The sequence below is a fragment of the Brachyspira hyodysenteriae ATCC 27164 genome, from assembly GCF_001676785.2.
Lineage (GTDB): Bacteria > Spirochaetota > Brachyspiria > Brachyspirales > Brachyspiraceae > Brachyspira > Brachyspira hyodysenteriae.
In genome coordinates this window covers 2211134-2229285 of record NZ_CP015910.2, presented here as the reverse complement: position 1 = coordinate 2229285, position 18152 = coordinate 2211134, and the positions used below count along the sequence as shown (strand labels likewise).

Annotated in this window: 13 protein-coding genes; 7 read left to right on the top strand and 6 right to left on the bottom strand. The window is 26.1% G+C overall.

Annotation, left to right across the window (positions count from 1 at the left end; genetic code table 11):
* Window positions 1-54: 54 nt before the first annotated feature.
* Window positions 55-810 carry a DeoR/GlpR family DNA-binding transcription regulator gene (locus BHYOB78_RS09720; protein WP_020063985.1) on the bottom strand — a complete coding sequence of 252 codons (756 nt, stop codon included), beginning with the start codon at window positions 808-810 and terminating at the stop codon, window positions 55-57.
* Between the two features lie 176 nt (window positions 811-986).
* On the opposite strand from BHYOB78_RS09720, the gene BHYOB78_RS09715 reads away from it, so the two are divergent.
* Together BHYOB78_RS09715 and BHYOB78_RS09710 are read left to right on the top strand one after the other, a co-directional pair.
* Window positions 987-2381, top strand: coding sequence for a glycoside hydrolase family 1 protein (locus BHYOB78_RS09715; protein ID WP_020063984.1), 1395 nt, complete (start codon window positions 987-989; stop codon window positions 2379-2381).
* Window positions 2382-2401: 20 nt separating this feature from the next.
* Window positions 2402-3772, top strand: a complete 1371-nt coding sequence (locus BHYOB78_RS09710) for a PTS transporter subunit EIIC (protein WP_020063983.1) — start codon at window positions 2402-2404, stop codon at window positions 3770-3772.
* Window positions 3773-3894: 122 nt separating this feature from the next.
* On the opposite strand, the gene BHYOB78_RS09705 is transcribed toward BHYOB78_RS09710, so the two are convergent.
* The 4 genes from BHYOB78_RS09705 to smpA all read right to left on the bottom strand — a co-directional run bounded on the left by BHYOB78_RS09705 (window position 3895) and on the right by smpA (window position 9004).
* Window positions 3895-5193 carry a glutamate-5-semialdehyde dehydrogenase gene (locus tag BHYOB78_RS09705; protein ID WP_020063982.1) on the bottom strand — a complete coding sequence of 433 codons (1299 nt, stop codon included), beginning with the start codon at window positions 5191-5193 and terminating at the stop codon, window positions 3895-3897.
* Between the two features lie 44 nt (window positions 5194-5237).
* Window positions 5238-6107 carry a 50S ribosomal protein L11 methyltransferase gene (locus BHYOB78_RS09700; RefSeq protein ID WP_020063981.1) on the bottom strand — a complete coding sequence of 290 codons (870 nt, stop codon included), beginning with the start codon at window positions 6105-6107 and terminating at the stop codon, window positions 5238-5240.
* A 28-nt stretch (window positions 6108-6135) separates the two neighbouring features.
* Window positions 6136-8118: a DUF4954 family protein gene (locus tag BHYOB78_RS09695; RefSeq protein ID WP_020063980.1), complete on the bottom strand. Its 1983-nt coding sequence runs from the start codon at window positions 8116-8118 to the stop codon at window positions 6136-6138.
* Between the two features lie 406 nt (window positions 8119-8524).
* Window positions 8525-9004 (bottom strand): outer membrane lipoprotein SmpA, encoded by a 480-nt coding sequence (gene smpA / locus BHYOB78_RS09690; protein WP_020063979.1) that lies wholly within the window; start codon window positions 9002-9004, stop codon window positions 8525-8527.
* A gap of 611 nt (window positions 9005-9615) precedes the next feature.
* On the opposite strand from smpA, the gene BHYOB78_RS09685 reads away from it, so the two are divergent.
* Both BHYOB78_RS09685 and BHYOB78_RS09680 read left to right on the top strand, forming a co-directional pair.
* Window positions 9616-10014 (top strand): ArsR/SmtB family transcription factor, encoded by a 399-nt coding sequence (locus BHYOB78_RS09685; RefSeq protein ID WP_012670599.1) that lies wholly within the window; start codon window positions 9616-9618, stop codon window positions 10012-10014.
* The gene (locus BHYOB78_RS09680) at window positions 10001-11938 is read left to right on the top strand and encodes a heavy metal translocating P-type ATPase (protein WP_020063978.1); all 1938 of its coding nucleotides are present in this window, start codon (window positions 10001-10003) and stop codon (window positions 11936-11938) included. Before BHYOB78_RS09685 ends, BHYOB78_RS09680 begins: the two co-directional genes overlap by 14 nt.
* A 55-nt stretch (window positions 11939-11993) precedes the next feature.
* Here the strand turns inward: BHYOB78_RS09680 and BHYOB78_RS09675 are convergent, their stop codons facing one another.
* Window positions 11994-13154: an MFS transporter gene (locus BHYOB78_RS09675; protein WP_020063977.1), complete on the bottom strand. Its 1161-nt coding sequence runs from the start codon at window positions 13152-13154 to the stop codon at window positions 11994-11996.
* Window positions 13155-13560: 406 nt separating this feature from the next.
* On the opposite strand from BHYOB78_RS09675, the gene BHYOB78_RS09670 reads away from it, so the two are divergent.
* The 3 genes from BHYOB78_RS09670 to rsgA all read left to right on the top strand — a co-directional run bounded on the left by BHYOB78_RS09670 (window position 13561) and on the right by rsgA (window position 17813).
* Window positions 13561-14886, top strand: coding sequence for an MBOAT family O-acyltransferase (locus tag BHYOB78_RS09670; protein WP_239650876.1), 1326 nt, complete (start codon window positions 13561-13563; stop codon window positions 14884-14886).
* Between the two features lie 11 nt (window positions 14887-14897).
* Window positions 14898-16646, top strand: a complete 1749-nt coding sequence (locus BHYOB78_RS09665; protein ID WP_020063975.1) for a DHHW family protein — start codon at window positions 14898-14900, stop codon at window positions 16644-16646.
* A 63-nt stretch (window positions 16647-16709) separates the two neighbouring features.
* Window positions 16710-17813, top strand: a complete 1104-nt coding sequence (gene rsgA, locus BHYOB78_RS09660) for a ribosome small subunit-dependent GTPase A (RefSeq protein ID WP_012670594.1) — start codon at window positions 16710-16712, stop codon at window positions 17811-17813.
* The last annotated feature ends 339 nt before the right edge of the window (window positions 17814-18152 follow it).

The window sequence follows — 18152 nt, the reverse complement described above, 5'->3', positions numbered from 1 at the left end:
TACATATTATTAGCTTTAATATAGTTTTTAGTATGTACTTATTATTTAATTAAATTATTTGTATTTGAATATGGATATTCCTATATTATTCCAAACTTCTATATCTTTATCATCAAATTTATTATCAGTTATGATATTAGAAATCTTTTCTATTGGAAAAACAGTCCATGGATATGCTATATTGAATTTTGTGCTGTCTGCCAATATGAATGATTCTTTACTTTTTTCAAACATTATAAACTCTGTTTGCTGCTGCATTTGAGTATTTTGAGTAACACCTCTGTTTATATCTATTCCCATAGCGCCTACAAAACTTATGTCAGGATACAAATCTTCAAGTTGTTTTATATCATTTGATTCAAAAGATTCTGTTCTGTCATTCCATTTTCCGCCTATAACTATTAAATTTATTTCAGGATGCTGTATTACAAATGTTATTATAGGCACTGAATTAGTTACTATTGTTATATTTTTATAGTTTAGTATATTTTCTAATATATAAAATGAAGTTGATCCTCCTCCTATAAATATGGTTTTATTATTACTGATAAAAGAAGAAGCATATTCTCCTATTTGTTTTTTTAAATCCTGATTTTCATTTATCTTTCTTGAAAAATTTGAATAATAAAATGATGATGTAATAACAGCTTTTCCTCTTTTGAAAGAAATTAAATTTTCATTTGAAAGTTCATTTAAATATTTTCTTGCTGTTGGTATAGTTATAGAGCATAGTTCCACAATATCATGTATGCTTGCTTCTTTATTTTCCTTTATATAATTTAATATTACATTTCTATATTTAAAATCCATATTACCAACCCCTTATAATTTAATTATAATTTGTTTTATTATTAATATCAATCATGAAAAAGAAAATATTTTTTCTTTTTATTTCTTTTAAAATATTAAAAGAAAAATAATTTTCTTATTGACATAAAATATTTTTCTTTTATAATATCTCATTATGTATAGAGAGGTTATTGCTTATGAATAATTCTTTTCCTAATAATTTTTTATGGGGCGGTGCTATATCAGCAAATCAGTCTGAAGGAGCTTATAATGCAGATGGTAAGGGGCTTTCTACAGCAGATGTATCTCCAAATGGTGTAGTATTTCCTCCAAAACTGCCTTTTGATAGTAATATTTATAATCCTTTTCATTATGGTATAGATTTTTATCATACTTATAAAGAAGATATAAAGTTATTAGCTGAACTTGGTATAAATTGTTTAAGAACATCTATAGCTTGGACAAGAATTTTTCCTACAAGTGTAGAAGATACAGCAAATGAAAAGGGATTAGAATTTTATGACAGATTATTTGATGAGCTTTTGAAATATAATATAAGGCCTTTTATAACTATATCGCATTATGAAATGCCTTTATATTTAGTAGAAAAGTTTGGCGGATGGAAAAATAGAAAATTAATAGATTTTTTCTGTAAATTTGCAGAAACTATATTCAACAGATATAAAGATAAAGTAAAGTATTGGCTTACATTCAACGAACTTAATTTTACTTTATCAATACCTTTTACAGGTGCGGGCATATTAGAAGAAGATGATAAAACAAAATATCAGGCACTTCATCATCAATTAGTAGCCAGTGCAAAAGCAGTGAAGCTTTGTCATGATATTATAAAAGATTCAAAAATAGGATGTATGATTTCATATTCTCCTATATATCCTGATACTCCTAATCCTGAAGATGTTTTTGCTTGTTTGAAAGAACAGAGAAAATTAACATTATGTCCTGATGTTCAGGTAAAAGGTGAGTATCCTTTTTATATAAAAAAATTATTTAAAGAGCTTGGAATATATATTGATAAAAATGATTATGAGATAATAAAAAATACTGTTGACTTTATAGGCTTTAGTTATTATTCAAGCAAAGTTATTAGTGCTGATACATCTAAAAAACAATTAGTTTCAGGCAATATGCAAAAGGGTGTAAGGAATAATTATCTTAAAACTAGCGAATGGGGGTGGCAGATAGATCCTTTGGGATTAAGAATTACTTTGAATAATTTATATGACAGATATAAAAAGCCATTATTTATAGTAGAGAATGGGCTTGGGGCTTTGGATAATCTTACAGATGACATGAAAGTTCATGATAATTATAGAATAGAGTATATAAAACAGCATCTTTTAGAAGTATACAATGCTATAGAAGATGGAGTTGATTTGCTTGGTTATTTGAGTTGGGGACCTATAGATATTATCAGTGCATCTACAGCTGAAATGTCAAAGAGGTACGGATATATTTATGTTGATAAAGATAATGAAGGAAAAGGTTCTTTAAAAAGAATTAAGAAAGATAGTTTTTATTGGTATTCAAAAGTTATAAAAACTAATGGTGTTAGTTTACATAATAAATAATTAAATTAAAGGAGATAGTTATGGCTAAAAATAAAATTAATTATGAAGAATTAGGCGGCATTATATTGCCTTATATAGTAGGTAAGGAAAATATTCATAAACTTACTCATTGTGCTACAAGATTAAGATTTGAATTAAAAAATAGAGATATAGTTGATGTAGATTCTATAAAGGCTATAGATGGTGTAATAGATGTAGTAGAAGGAGGCGGACAGTTTCAAATTATAATAGGAATGAATGTACAGACTGTATATAAGTCTTTAAATAGAGTATTAGGCGTATCTAATGATAGTGTTAATACTTCTTCATCAGAAAAACCGGCTAAAAAATCATTATTAGAAAGATTTATGAATACAATATCTACTATATTTACTCCTATGATTCCTGCCATAACAGGAGCTGGTATGATAAAAGCCATACTTGCAATATTAGTTTTAACTAAGGCAATAGATACTAATGGTCATACTTATTATATTTTAAATATGATATCCGATGCTGCTTTTTATTTTCTTCCAATGTTATTAGCTTATGGCGCTGCTTTAAAATTTGAATGCAATCCTATATTATCTATAACATTAGCCGGAGTATTGCTCCATCCTAGTTGGATAGCTTTGGTTAATGGCAATGAAGCTGCTTCTTTATTTGCCATAAAACTTACATTAGTTGATTATTCCGGAAGTGTTTTGCCTATAATAATTACAGTATGGATACAGAGTTTTATAGAAAAATATGCTGATAAATATTCTCCTGAAATGATAAAATTTTTTACTAAGCCATTAATAACAATATTGCTTACTGGTATATTAGCTTTATTATTTATAGGTCCTTTAGGTTCAAAATTAAATGATATTGTTGCTTCTTTTGCTAATATATTGAATGATAAAGTAAGCTGGCTTATACCATTATTGATGGGAGCTTTACAGCCGGTTATGCTTTTGACAGGAACAGCTTGGAGTTTAACACCTATAGCAACTATGCAAATAGCTAAAAACGGATATGAACAGGTTAATGGTCCTGGAATGTTAGCTTCTAATATAGCACAAGGCGGTGCAACTTTAGCTGTGGCATTAAAGGCAAAAGACAAAGAGTTAAAACAATTAGCTGCTTCTACAGGTTTTACAGCTCTTCTTGGAATTACAGAACCTTCTTTATTTGGTGTTACTGTAAAATTAAAAACTCCTTTAATTGCTGCTATGATAGGAGGCGGAGTAGGCGGTATATATGCAGGTTTATCAGGACTTGTTAGATATGCTTTTGTATCTCCTGGATTAACTGCATTGCCTGTATTTATAGGCGAAAATCCTATGAATATAGTTCATGCCATAATAACATGTGTTATTTCTTTTGCTGTAGGTTTTATAGTGAGTTTCTTTATTACTAAAATAGAATAGTATTATTATAAATATTAAAAAACTATCCATTATATAAAAGGCAAGAGCTTTAATAAAAAGTCCTTGCCTTTTATAATTTTATAGAAATTGTTTTATGATTTACTCACATTTTAAAAGCAATATTATTTTATCCTTTTATGTTTGAAACTAGCTCTATGGTTAACATAATCATCTACTACTTGATAGTTACCAAAAATTTTGTATTTGTATATTGTTAATCCTTCCAAACCTACAGGACCTCTTGCATGAGTTTTGTTTGTTGAAATTCCTACCTCAGCACCAAAACCATATCTGAATCCGTCTGAAAATCTTGTTGAAGCATTGCAGTATACATTGGCAGAATCAACGAATGTCATGAACTTTTCTATATTATCTTTGTTTTCTGATATTATAGAGTCTGTATGATGAGAACCGTATTTGTTGATATGATTGTATGCTTCTTCTGTATCTGATACTATTTTTAATGATACTTCTTTATCTCCATATTCAAAATGCCATTCTTTTACTTCGCCTATATCAGATGAAGTTAATATTTTTTTTACTTCAGCGTCAGCGTTCATTGTTATTTCATTTTCTTTGAATAAATTATAAAGTTTTGGTAAGTATTCTGAAGCGATATTCTTATTTACAAGTATAGTTTCAACAGCATTGCATGCACTTGGATACTGAGCCTTTGAATCCAAACATATTTTTAATGCTTTTTCCTGATCGGCAGATTCATCTATATATAAATGACATATACCGTCAGCATGTCCTAGTACAGGTATATTTGTATTTGATTTTATATACTGTACTAAACTGTTTCCGCCTCTTGGTATTATTAAATCGATATATTTATCCATTGATAATAATTCTTTTATATCCTCTCTAGTGAATACCAAATTAACAGAATTTTTTGGAAATTCTTTTATATTATTTAGAGTTTCTTCTATTATATTGTATATTGCTTTATTAGTGTTTTCCCCTTCGCTTCCTCCTTTAAGTATAACGGCATTAGATGATTTTATACATAAAGAAGATATTTGAGATATAACATCAGGACGAGCCTCAAATATTACAGCTATAAGTCCAATAGGGCAGGATATTTTTTTTAATAATAAATTATCATCAAGTTCTGTTTCTAATAATACTTTATTAATAGGGTCTTCTAATTTTACAACATCTCTAATTCCTGAAACAACATCTATTAATTTATTTTCATCTAATTTTAATCTGTTAAACATAGATTTAGAAATTTTATTTTCATCAAGAAGTTTTTGAGCATATTCCAAATCTTTTTTATTAGCTTCAAATATTTTATCTTTATTTTCTTCAATTTTTTTTGCTATTTCAAGAAGAGCATTATTTTTTATATCTGTATTCAATGATTGTAATTTATATGTGGCTTCTTTTGCATTTTTTACTAAATCTATTAATTGCATATTATTCTCCTTAAATATATTTTAAGTAAACATAATTATTTTTATTATAGATTAAGCATTAAAGATACCCAATCATTTTTTCTTTTTCTTAAAAAGGTATTGAGTTTATTTTCTCTAATGGCATTAATCATATAAGATTCTTTTTCTAGTAAAATTCCTGATAATATTAAAGTAGAACTAGGTTTTAATAATTCTTTTAAATCCGGAAGAATATCTATTAAAATATCAGTTTCAATATTAGCTATTACCAAATCGAATTTTAAATTCATATTGATTAAATCTCTAGAATTTCCAAGTATAACATTATCAAGTTTTATACTATTGTAATCAGCATTATCGAGAGTGCAATGAACAGCATCATTATCAATATCTATAGAGGTAATATTTCTTGCACCTAGTTTATAAGCGAATAATGATAATATACCGCTTCCGCATCCTATATCAGCTATACTTTTTGAAACGATATCATTATTATTTGAATATTCATAAATCATTTCAAGTGCAAGAGATGTAGTTTCATGGGTTCCAGAACCGAATGCATATTGCTTTGCTATATAAAGAGGATTCTCACATTCTTCATTATAAAAATCTTTTAAATTCGGTACTATAGTAACATCTCCTATATTGAAAGGTTTAAGAAAATCCATATATGAAGTTAAATATTCTTCAGATTTTAATTCTTCTGTTTTGTATGTGTATTCAGCTATACCTTTAATATTTTCTTCTATTATATTTAAATTATTTTTTAATATTTCTTCATTTTCATTGTATATATTAACTATTGAAATACTTTCTTCTTTTATAGGAAACTCTGTATTAAAACCTAATATATTTAATTTACCGCTTTCTATAACAGCCTCAATTATATCTTCAAAACCTCTTTCTATTTTTATTGATAATGAATATATTAACATAATGACTCCAATAATAATTTTCTATATATTACAATATATTAATAATATTGTTAATAGATTCGATTTTATTTTCCATATCTTTTTTATATTTTATTACGAAAGTGTTATCATTAACAGTACCTCTTACAGCCTCAAAATCTTTTTCCATAACGCTTTTATCATCAATGCCTGAGCTTACCATTTTTGATGCATCATATTCTTTTTCAACATCTTTATAAAATATATTATATGCTTCTTCTAATAATGATTTATGATTATTTAACAATTTTTTTATAGTTTCTTTATCTATATCTTTTATATTATATCTTGATTTTATAGTATTCATTACCCAAGATTTTTCATCTTCTGAATATAAGTTATATATATCTTCAAATCTTTCAGTCAATGATTTTACATCGCTTATTTTATCATTTTCTAAATCTTTTATAATATTATCAATTCTTTGTTTTGCACATATAAGTCCGCCTATATCAACCCATTTTTCAAAAATACTATTCTCATCATAATTAAGGTTTTTTATAATTTCATCAATATTTTTAGAGTTCTCTATATATGAAAGTATTTTATTATGAAGATATAAGTCTATTGCTATGGAATATCTTTTTGAATATTTATCTAAAGAAGATATTTTTATAATCATATTTTTGTATGTTAAAAAATCTCCATTATTGTTATTTCTTTCATTCTTTATTTCTTCCAATATTTTTTCTGAGTTAATCATTTTAGATACAGTGTAAGGACTAAATACATTAAATATTATTAAATCTTTTTTATCACCTTTTCTTCTGTCTCTTTCTCTCCATTTGTTTTCATCTCTTGATAAACCTACTCCGAATAAATTTAAAGCAGGTATTAGTCTTGTCTGATGATATCCATGTTCAGTTATATAAGAGAAAGGAAAATCAGAAGTATCAACATTATCATAATGAGCGCCTATAACAGTTGAGAAAGCTCCTATATGAGAAGGCCATAATATATAAGAATTACTTCCGGTTTTGCATCCTCTTTCCATAAAACCATGGTGATATGGCCCTAGTTTGTACATATGATTGCTTTGATTAGTTCCGCTTCCGGCATTAAAGAAAGAAAAATGACTTGCTATTAGAAGAGTTGCTTTATGATGCGTAACTGTATAAGGACCTGCAAATATTGAAAACATTTCTCCATGTTCTCCTTCGCAGTTTGCAAAAAGAAGAGAATCCTCGCATGAAAATTGTCTTCCAAGTTTAACACCTTCGCCTATGAATGCCTTTTTAATAACTGTACCATCAACTATATGGGCTCCTTTAAGCACTATTGAATCTGTTAATATAACAGAAGTTCCTATATATGATGGGCATTCTTTTGTACTTATTACTGTTGTATTATTAATTTCATCAGTATTTTCTATTGTGGCATAAGGATCTATTAAGGAATTTTTTATTAGTCTTGCATTTATTATTTTTGCATATTTTTTTATTTTTCCGAATCTTCTAGTTTTTTGTTTTGTATACTCATCTATCATAGAATTAATTTTTTCACGCATTATTTTTTCATGTCTATACATTGATACTAAATACGCTATATGAGAATTAAGTCTATAAAATATTTTCACACTTCTTCCATTGCCTTCCATAATAGGTGAAGTTTCAACACCATTTCCAAAACTGCTTTTTCCTTCCATATATATAGATCCGGCATTTTCTATTATAACACCGTTTTCTATTTTGTAATTTTCTATAAATCTTCCTACATTATTTATATAAACATTTCCATTAATATATACATTTATTAAAGTTGCTCTGTTTATAGAAGCTAATAATTTAACTTTTTTGTGATATTTTACCATTCCATTAAGAGAATTGATTTTTATTTTGCCATGAAACTGAACATCTTTTATCCTGCTTAAATCTACATTTTTAATCAATATTTTTTCCCAAGACTGAGAAGAGCAGCCTTGAGATTTAAGAAAGTTTATTTCTTCGCTTGTTAGATTTCTAAAATCTTTATCTTGTTTTTTGAAAATATACATAATTAAAAGTTTTCCTTTTTTTATTATTTATTAATCATTATGTTAACTTTAAAAAATTGTGTAAATTTTTTGTAAAAATGAAAATTCGTTAAAAAATGAAAAATATTACAGATTATATATCAAAATAAAATAATTTTCTATTATTATATGGAATAAATTTAGATTTTTTATATTGACTTTTTTTAATATGAATATATGATAATCTTAATTCAATTTTTTGTATGGCAGGGATATTATATCCCCGCCAGTCAAATAATCTTTTAATTAGAAAGATAAATAAAATATTTTTTGAATAATAGTTATATATAGTTTGTGTTTTAGGTGCAATTATAATTATATATATTCACACCATTTTTTAATTCAATTTTTTGTATGACAAGCATATTTTACAATATGTCAATTTTAATTAAGCTCCCCAATTTTCTTTAGGAGTTAATTTTATTTCTACTTCTTTTACAGAAGATTTTAATTTTTCTTCAAAATTTGATGTTCCAAGAGCTTTAGGAGTAAATTTGAAAGATACAGATGTTTTATCTGAAGAACTTGCTCCACCTTTATCAAAAGTTATATTTCCAGTATCAATTCCTTTAGCTGCTAAAGCTGATTTTAATGCATTTCCAAATCCCTTTTCTACACCTGCTAATGAATCAGAACCAGATGTAGCCTCTACAGTTATAGGACTTCCGAAATTAAATGATTTTCCTTTTCCAGTAAATGCCCAAGTTTTGTAAGTTAAACCTTCTATAGCATTTTTAAAATCTTCTTCTGTAACAATCTTTTTTTCTGAGCTGTTTGAAGTAGGATTTGTTGTTTTGTTGTTACAGCTTACTGCAAATATTGCAGATGCGGCAACTACTAAAAATAGTGTGAAAATTTTTTTGTTCATATTTTGAACTCCTTTAAATGAAATTTATAATAAACATTATTTCTAATGCTTATTTGAAAAATTGTTTTAGAAACATTTATATTTTTTGATTATGGTATTATTTAAGAACAATTTGATCTTTATTGTAAAGAGTAATTTTTAGTTTATGTAATCTAACTTTACAACCATATTGCCTTATTTTTTTATCAATGTTTCTAATTTCTTTATACTAAAATGCTAGAGGTCTTTATATTTTATGTCAATACTCAGAAAATATTTTTTTTCTGAAAATATTATTTTTTATTTGTTTTTTTTATTTTTTTTCTGAATATGATTGATTTATGTTCATTTTAATTAAAACTAAATAATTTATATATCTATTTTTTTCAAAAAATAAAAAAAATAATATTTTTTAATTGTAAATTGAAATATTAAAAAAAATTATTATATGTAATATTTATTTGTAAAGAAATAAAAAATCTAATTTATTGTTAAATAATGTTTACTTTATACTTTACATAGTATTTTTTAAAATTTTAGTAAAATTAAAAAAATTATATTTTTATCATTGACTTAATTGTTATATAAGTATATTATTATATTATAATATACTTATATAAAGATGAGGTAATATGAAAAAGAATATAAATAAAGATATTGAATCTTCTGATGAAGAATATTTGAATAATGATGATGATTGTGAAATAAGCACAAAAGATTCAAACATATCATCATTAATACCAAAACTTCCCAATGATGAAGAGTTTTCACTTTTAGCAGGTTTTTTTTCTGTGTTTTCAGATCCTACAAGATTAAAAATAATATCTGCCCTGAGTGAGAAGGAATTATGTGTGCATGAATTGTCATCTTTGCTAGATATGAAGCAGCCTTCCATATCACAGCATTTAAAGATGCTTTGGCAGGCTAGGGTAGTAAAAAAGAGAAAAGTAGGACTTCATGTTTTCTATAGATTAGATGATGAGCATATAGAAAAAATTTATACTTGGGGGTATGAACATGTTAAAGAATAAAGAGAGACTTTTATTTTTATCAGAAATTTTTTTAGGACTTATAGTATTAGTATTATTATATACTTTGCATAACAATATACATGGTACTATAGAATATATTATTTTCTTTATACCATATTTTATTTTGGGAAGAGATGTATTTAAAAATGCTGCTTTAGATTTCATTAAAGGAAAGTTTATGCGTGAAAGTTTCCTTATGAGTATAGCTACAGTTGGAGCTATTATACTTCATGAACTTCCTGAGGCTTTAGCAGTACTTATGTTTTATAGGGTAGGTGAGTACTTTGAAGATATGGCAGTGGATAAATCTAAACGCACAATAGCAGCATTAATGGCAATAAGACCTGATTCAGCAAACATTATAAGAGAAAATGGAAATGTTGAAAAAGTTGATATATCAGAAGTTCATATCAATGATAGTATAATAATAAATCCATTTGAGAAAGTGCCTCTTGACTCTATTATATATGAAGGAGAAAGCTGGATTGATACTAAGGCTTTAACTGGTGAGAGTATGCCTAGAAGTGTTAAAGTTAATGATGAAATTTTAGCTGGTACTATTAATGGCGATAACACTATAAAGGCAAAAGTTATAAGAGCATATGGAGAATCATCTATAGCTAAAATATTAAAATTAGTTCAGGATTCACAAAACAGAAAAGCTAATATTGAGCAGTTTATAAGCAGATTTGCAGGTATATATACTCCTATAGTGGTATTCGGTGCAATTTTTCTTACTGTAATACCTACTATAATATACGGTACTGAGGTTTTTGATAATTGGTTCAAGCGTTCTTTAACTCTATTAGTTGTATCTTGTCCTTGTGCTTTTATGGTTGGTATTCCATTAACATATTTTGCTTCTATAGGAAGAGCATCTAAATTTGGTATAATGGTTAAAGGCGGAGTATTTTTAGATTTGCTTGCTAAAGTTGATAAAGTTATTTTTGATAAAACAGGAACTCTTACAAAAGGTGAGTTTTCTATAAGAGATATATACAATACTGGTGTATATGATAATGAAACTTTACTAAAATATGCTGCCTATGCTGAGACAGGTTCTTCTCATCCTATAGCAGTATCAATAGTTGAGCATTATAAAAATCATCATAAAGGCATTATAAATGATAGCTTAATTTCAAATCATAAAGACATAAGCGGAAAAGGTGCTTCATCAATAGTTGAAAATAAAAATATATTAATAGGCGGAATTGATTTATTAAAACAGAATAATGTTGAAATATCAGAAATTAAAGAAAATATCAATGTTCATATTGCTGTAGACAATAAATATGCCGGCGGATTTTTCATTGATGATAGTGTGAAAGATGATACCAAAGAAGCTATTGATTTGTTAAATTCAATGAATATAAAAACTGCATTGATAAGCGGCGATAATGTGTGTAGGGTAGAAGCATTTGCAAAAGAGATGAATATACAATCATTCAAAGGCGGCTGTTTACCTGAAGATAAAGTAAGCGTATTAGAAGAAATGATGAAAGATTCTAAGGCTTCAATATTTGTAGGAGATGGTATAAATGATGCTCCTTCTCTAGCAAGAGCTGATATAGGTATAGCTATGGGAGGACTTGGTTCTGATGCTGCCATAGAAAATGCTGATGTTGTTATTATGGATGATAAGCCTTCTAAAGTTTCACTTGCTATAAAACTTGCTAAGAAAAATCATGCTGTAGTATTGCAGAATATACTTTTAGCATTAGCTATTAAATTTGGAGCTATTATATTAGGAGCTTTAGGACTTGCTTCTATGTGGCTTGCTATTTTCGCTGATACAGGCGTTACTATGATAGTGGTATTAAATGCATTAAGACTTCTTTATCCTTTAGGTGAAAAAGGAGAGGCTGTTAATATAGATACTAAAACTTGTGATATAAAAGTTACTGACTGTGGCTGCGGACATTGATTATTGATAATTATATTTTTTATAGATGCATGATTATTATTCATGCATCTATTTTTTATTTATTTTTTATAGTTTTTCTTATCATTAATCTATGCATAATAAACATCAATATTAAAATTATTACTAAATAAAATGGTAATAAATATATTGATATATGATTGGCAATATATCCGAATAATGGCGGCATTATAGATGTACCTACATATGCACTAGCCATTTGTACTCCTATTATAGCCTGAGAATTTTCTGCTCCGAAATTATATGGAGTTGAATGTATGATAGAAGGGTATATTGGTGCACAGCCTAAACCTATAATGATAAATCCTATTAAAGATAAAATATTTACTGTAGGAATAATCATCAATATTATACCTATTAAAATTAATGATTCGCCTAAAACTATCATTTGATTATCATTTAATTTCATTGTAATGAATCCGGATATTGCTCTTCCTACAGTTATTCCTATATAAAATAAACTTCCGAATGAAGCTGCTGTTTTTATGTCCGCTCCTTTATATAGATTTAAATAACTGCTTGCCCATAATCCAGTGGTTGATTCTATAGCACAGTAGCAAAAAAAGCATATCATAATTTCTTTAGTACCTGGTATATTTATTATTTCTTTTAAGCTTAAAACTTTTGTACTGATTTTTTCTTTATTTTTTTCATCATTTTTATTCCATAAAGAAAGACTAAAAAATAAAATGGCAGTAAGTACAATCTGTATTATTGATATATATCTGTATCCTGCATTCCAATTATTATTAGTAATAGCATACCCCATTATATATGGTCCAATGGTAGCACCTATTCCCCACATACAATGAAGCCAGCTCATATGTTTGCTTTCATAATGAAGAGCCACATAATTATTTAAAGAAGCATCAACACTTCCAGCGCCTAATCCATAAGGTATTGCCCAAATACAAAGCATCCAGTATGAATGAGCAATTGAAAATCCAATTAATGCTATAGCTGTTGCGGCAACGCTGAATGCTGTTATTTTTCCAGCTCCAAATTTTTTAGTTAATCTGTCGCTTTGTAAACTTGAAATTATGGTTCCTATAGATATAATCATTGAAATTATACCTGCATAAGAAATAGCTACATTGAATTCTTTATACATACTAGGCCAAGCTGAACCTAAAAGTGCATCCGGAAGTCCTAAACTTATAAAAGATAAATATATAATAGCTAGAAGTAAATTAACCATATTAAGTATCCATAAATTTATTTGAATATTATAATACAAATAATTTTTTATTGAATACTTATTATATAAATAATTTTTGTTGCTAAATATGTTACTGACAATAATAATAAAATTGACAAAACTTTTGTATTTGACATTAAATAAAAAGTATAATATTATAATTTAAATAATATGATTAGGAGAATAAATATGGTGGTAACCGCACCGCACCGCACCGCACCGCACCGCACCGCACCGCACCGCACCGCACCGCACCGCACCGCACTAAACTATCCTTTTATAAAATTACATATAATCTTTATAACATGGGGCTATACTAATGCTTTTTAGTTCCATGATTTTTTTGTGGCTTTTTTTGCCTGTAGTATTCTGTATTTATTATTTAGTAAAAAAAGAATATAGAAATGTGTTATTACTAATATCCAGCATTATATTCTATGCTTGGGGCGGAGTAAGCTACACTTTAATAATGTTCTCTTCTATAATAATTAATTATATATTTGCATTATTGATTGATAAAGCAATTGAAGATAACGATAAGAGAAAAAAGAAAATATATTTATTGTTTTGTATAGTACTTAATTTATTAATATTAGGTTATTTCAAATATACTGATTTTGCTATATCAATAATCAACTCCATATCAGGTAAAGAATTAATTTCATTAAAAAATATAGTTCTTCCTATAGGTATATCATTTTATACTTTTCAGGCTTTATCTTATGTTATAGATGTTTACAGAGAACAAAATAAAGCACAGAAAAATATTATTAATTTAGCATTATATATATCTTTCTTTCCTCAATTAATAGCAGGCCCAATAGTAAAGTATCATGATATAGAAAATCAGATAATAAATAGAACAGAAACTTTAGAAAATATAAGCTACGGAATAAAAAGGTTCATTTACGGACTATCAAAAAAAGTGATACTAGCTAATATGTTTGCTTTATCCTGTGATGAAATATTAAAACAGCCAGTAAGTGAGCTTTCTACGATTTTAGTATGGATTGCTGCTATTCTTTATACGCTTCAGATATATTATGATTTTTCAGGTTATTCGGATATGGCTATAGGCTTAGGTCATATGTTCGGATTCAAGTTTTTAGAGAATTTTAATTATCCTTATATATCGAAGTCAGTACAGGAGTTTTGGAGGAGATGGCATATATCTTTATCTACTTGGTTTAAGGAGTATTTATACATACCATTAGGCGGAAATAGAAAAGGAAAATATTTTACTTATTTGAATTTGTTTATTGTATTTTTTGCTACAGGTTTATGGCATGGAGCTAGTTTTAATTTTGTATTATGGGGTTTATGGCATGGATTGTTTTTAGTTATAGAGAGAATCTTTTTAGCTAATTTACTAGAGAAAAATAAATTCAAGTTTATAAATCATATTTATGTAATATTAGTATTTGTATTAGGCTGGGTACTTTTCAGAGCTAATGATTTAACACATGCTTTAGAATTGTATAAAGTAATGTTTAGTTATCAGGAAAGTATTTTTACAGTTAGGTACTTCTTTTATCCTCAGACTTTAGTTTGTTTCATATTTGGTATTTTATTTAGCGGATTATTTCAAAGTATATTTCCAAAGATTAAAGAAGCAGTATTTTCAACAAAAGTTTATGTATTAGAAAGCATAATTCAATTCATACTTTTATTTATTTGTATTATGTATTTAGTTAATGGTACTTACAATCCATTTATTTATTTCAGATTTTAAGAGAGTAGTTTATGAAATTAAAAAAAGTATTAATTAGTATTTATATATGTATATTAGTTTTAGGTTTTATAAGTTTAATAGTTTTTAGTATTTTAGGTGGAAAAGAGAGGATAGGATATTTAAATAATTTATTACTTACTAATATTATTAATAATAGTTATGAATATACTTTTACTATAAGATATTATGATAAAGTATTTAGAAATAGTGATATATATGGAGTTTATATAGTAGAAGATAGTTTGCCTGATTATATAAAAAATATAAACTATAAAAGTAAAGGAAGTCCTTTTGGTACTTTAGTCAGTGCAAAAAAAATAAAAGAAGAAAAAATAGATAATATTAAATATAGATTGAAAGTAAAAAGTAATATTTTTTTATTATTTATATTATTAATTATTTTATTCATTATATTTGTTTATATTTTAGATGACTTATGTATCGTAGTAGCAAATTTTTTTAATAAAATTGATTTTTTCTTTATATTAAAAAAATATATAATCCCAATTGTTTTATTTATATTTGCTTTTTTTATATTGTTCAATATTTCTGTAAATAATATATTTATAGTTTTTATATTATTAGCTTTATTATTAACTGTAAAAAAATTGAAAAAATTATCCAATATAAAAGGGCATTATATTATAACAGTATTTTTAAGTTTTCTTGTATTACCTATTATAATTTATACTATATTTGGTAATTATTTTGATAAAAATAATTATGAGAATAGGACAAAATCAGAAAAACCGTATATATTTTCTATTAAGCTAGAAAATTATCCTAAATCATATGAAAATTATTTTAATGATTTTTTAGCTTTTAGAAATGAACTTATACAGTTGAAAAATATTATTGATGTGAATTTATTTAAAAATATTATTCACAATGTTTTGCTTGGTAAAAATGATTGGTTATTTTATAGATATGATAATTTGATAGAAAACTATATTGGTCTGGATGGTTTTACAGATGAACAATTAGAAATTGCTAAAAATAATTTGATACATTTAAGAGATGAACTTAAAAAAAGAAATATTGATTTTGTATTGATGATATGCCCAAATAAAAATTTAATTTATGAAGAGAATATGCCATCTTATATAAAAAGAAAGAGTAAAATAAATTCTACAGATAAATTTGTTGAATATATGAATAATAATACTGATATAAAAGTAGTTTATCCTAAGAAAGAATTATTGAGTTATAAACATAAATATCAATTATATTATAAATACGATACACATTGGAATGCATTAGGAGGTTATATAGGATATTTTGAACTTATGAAAAAAATCAATATAAATGCTGAGCCTTTAGATAATTTAAAAATTTCATCTTCTGGTAAAATTTCTGGAGATTTAGCTGGACATATAAATTTTATAAAGTTTTACTCAAATGATAATAATTATATTATAAATTCCTTTAGTTCAAATGATTATAAAATGTTAAATAATGTAGATAAACATTATTATAGCTATGAATCATATTCTAATAATACAAATAATATATTAATGATTAGAGATTCATTTACAATAGCAATGTTTGATTATATAGCATCTTCTTTTTATAAATCTAGTTTTGTAGGTATTTCTGATTTTAAGTTTAATGATGTGATAGATATAAATCCTAATATAGTAGTTTTTCAAACAGTTGAAAGATTTTTAAAATATCGTTTATTATATGTGATACCAATTTACGAAATAGAGGAAATAAATAATAAAAATTTAGAAACTAATTCTATAGCAACTAACAATTAAATTGACAAAACTTTTATATTTAGTATTATATAACAGTAATATTAAATTTTGGAGATAAAAATATTGAAAATAAAAGATATTGGCTTTGATGAATATTTTGAGAAGTTAGCATTAGAGAGTTTGAATATTAATTCTTTAAAAGAAATTAATAATGAAGAACTTGTTCCAGCAAGAGTGATAAGGATTAATAAAAGATATTATACTTTGTTTTCTGATGAAGGCGAGTTTTTAGCTAGAATAAAAGGAAAGATTAGATATAATTCTGAAATACAAAGCGAGCTTCCTGTAGTAGGCGATTGGGTTCTAATGAAAAAGTCAGATAATAACGCCTTTATTGATACAATACTTACTAGAAAAAATATTTTATATAGAAAAGCTAATGTTAAAAAAAATGATATTCAAGCTATAGTAAGTAATATTGATTATGCTTTTATTATAGTAGGAATCGATAATGAAATGCCAATGTCAGCCATAGCAAGATATTTATCAGTAGTTCATACTTCAGGTATAAAACCAATAATTGCAATAAGTAAAATTGATTTGTATGAAGATGCTGAATACAAAGAATTATTGGCAGCAATAAAAGAAACTTATCCTAATGAAACAGCTTTTGCATATAGTTCAAAAACAGGAAAGAATGCAGATACATTTTTGAAATATATTAAGAAAGATACTTCATCTGTTTTTATCGGAGCTTCAGGTGCAGGAAAATCTACTATTATTAATTATCTTTTGAAAGATGAAAAGATGAAAACTCAGGAAGTGAGAGAGTATGATTTCAAAGGAATGCATACCACAACACATAGAGAACTTTTAGTACTAGATAGCGGCGGAGTTGTAATAGATACTCCTGGTTTAAGGAATTTAGGTTTGTGGGAAGATGATAAAGGTATAAAGAAAACTTTTGAAGATTTGGAAGAGTATGCTAAAAAATGTAAGTTTAAAGATTGTACACATCAGCATGAGCCAGATTGTTATATATTGGAACTTCTTGAAAATGATGAGATACCTTATGAAAGATATGATGCTTATGTAACTTTACTTAATGAAAATAGAGAACTTCAAAAAACTTCTATAGAGATAAAAAAAGACAGAAAAATGGCATTAAAGAAAATCACAAAGCATAGAAATAATTATAAGAAAATGAATGTTAAAAATAAGAAATAGTTTAAAGTGATAAACGAGCAGCTGATAACTGACGAAGGAAGTTGTCAGCTAATAATCGGCGAGTTTATCACTAGCAATAATAAAAAAATGGCATTAAAGAAAATCACAAAGCATAGAAATAATTATAAGAAAATGAATGTTAAAAATAAGAAATAGTTTAAAGTGATAAACGAGCAGCTGATAACTGACGAAGGAAGTTGTCAGCTAATAATCGGCGAGTTTATCACTAGCAATAATAAAAAAATGGCATTAAAGAAAATCACAAAGCATAGAAATAATTATAAGAAAATGAATGTTAAAAATAAGAAATAGTTTAAAGTGATAAACGAGCAGCTGATA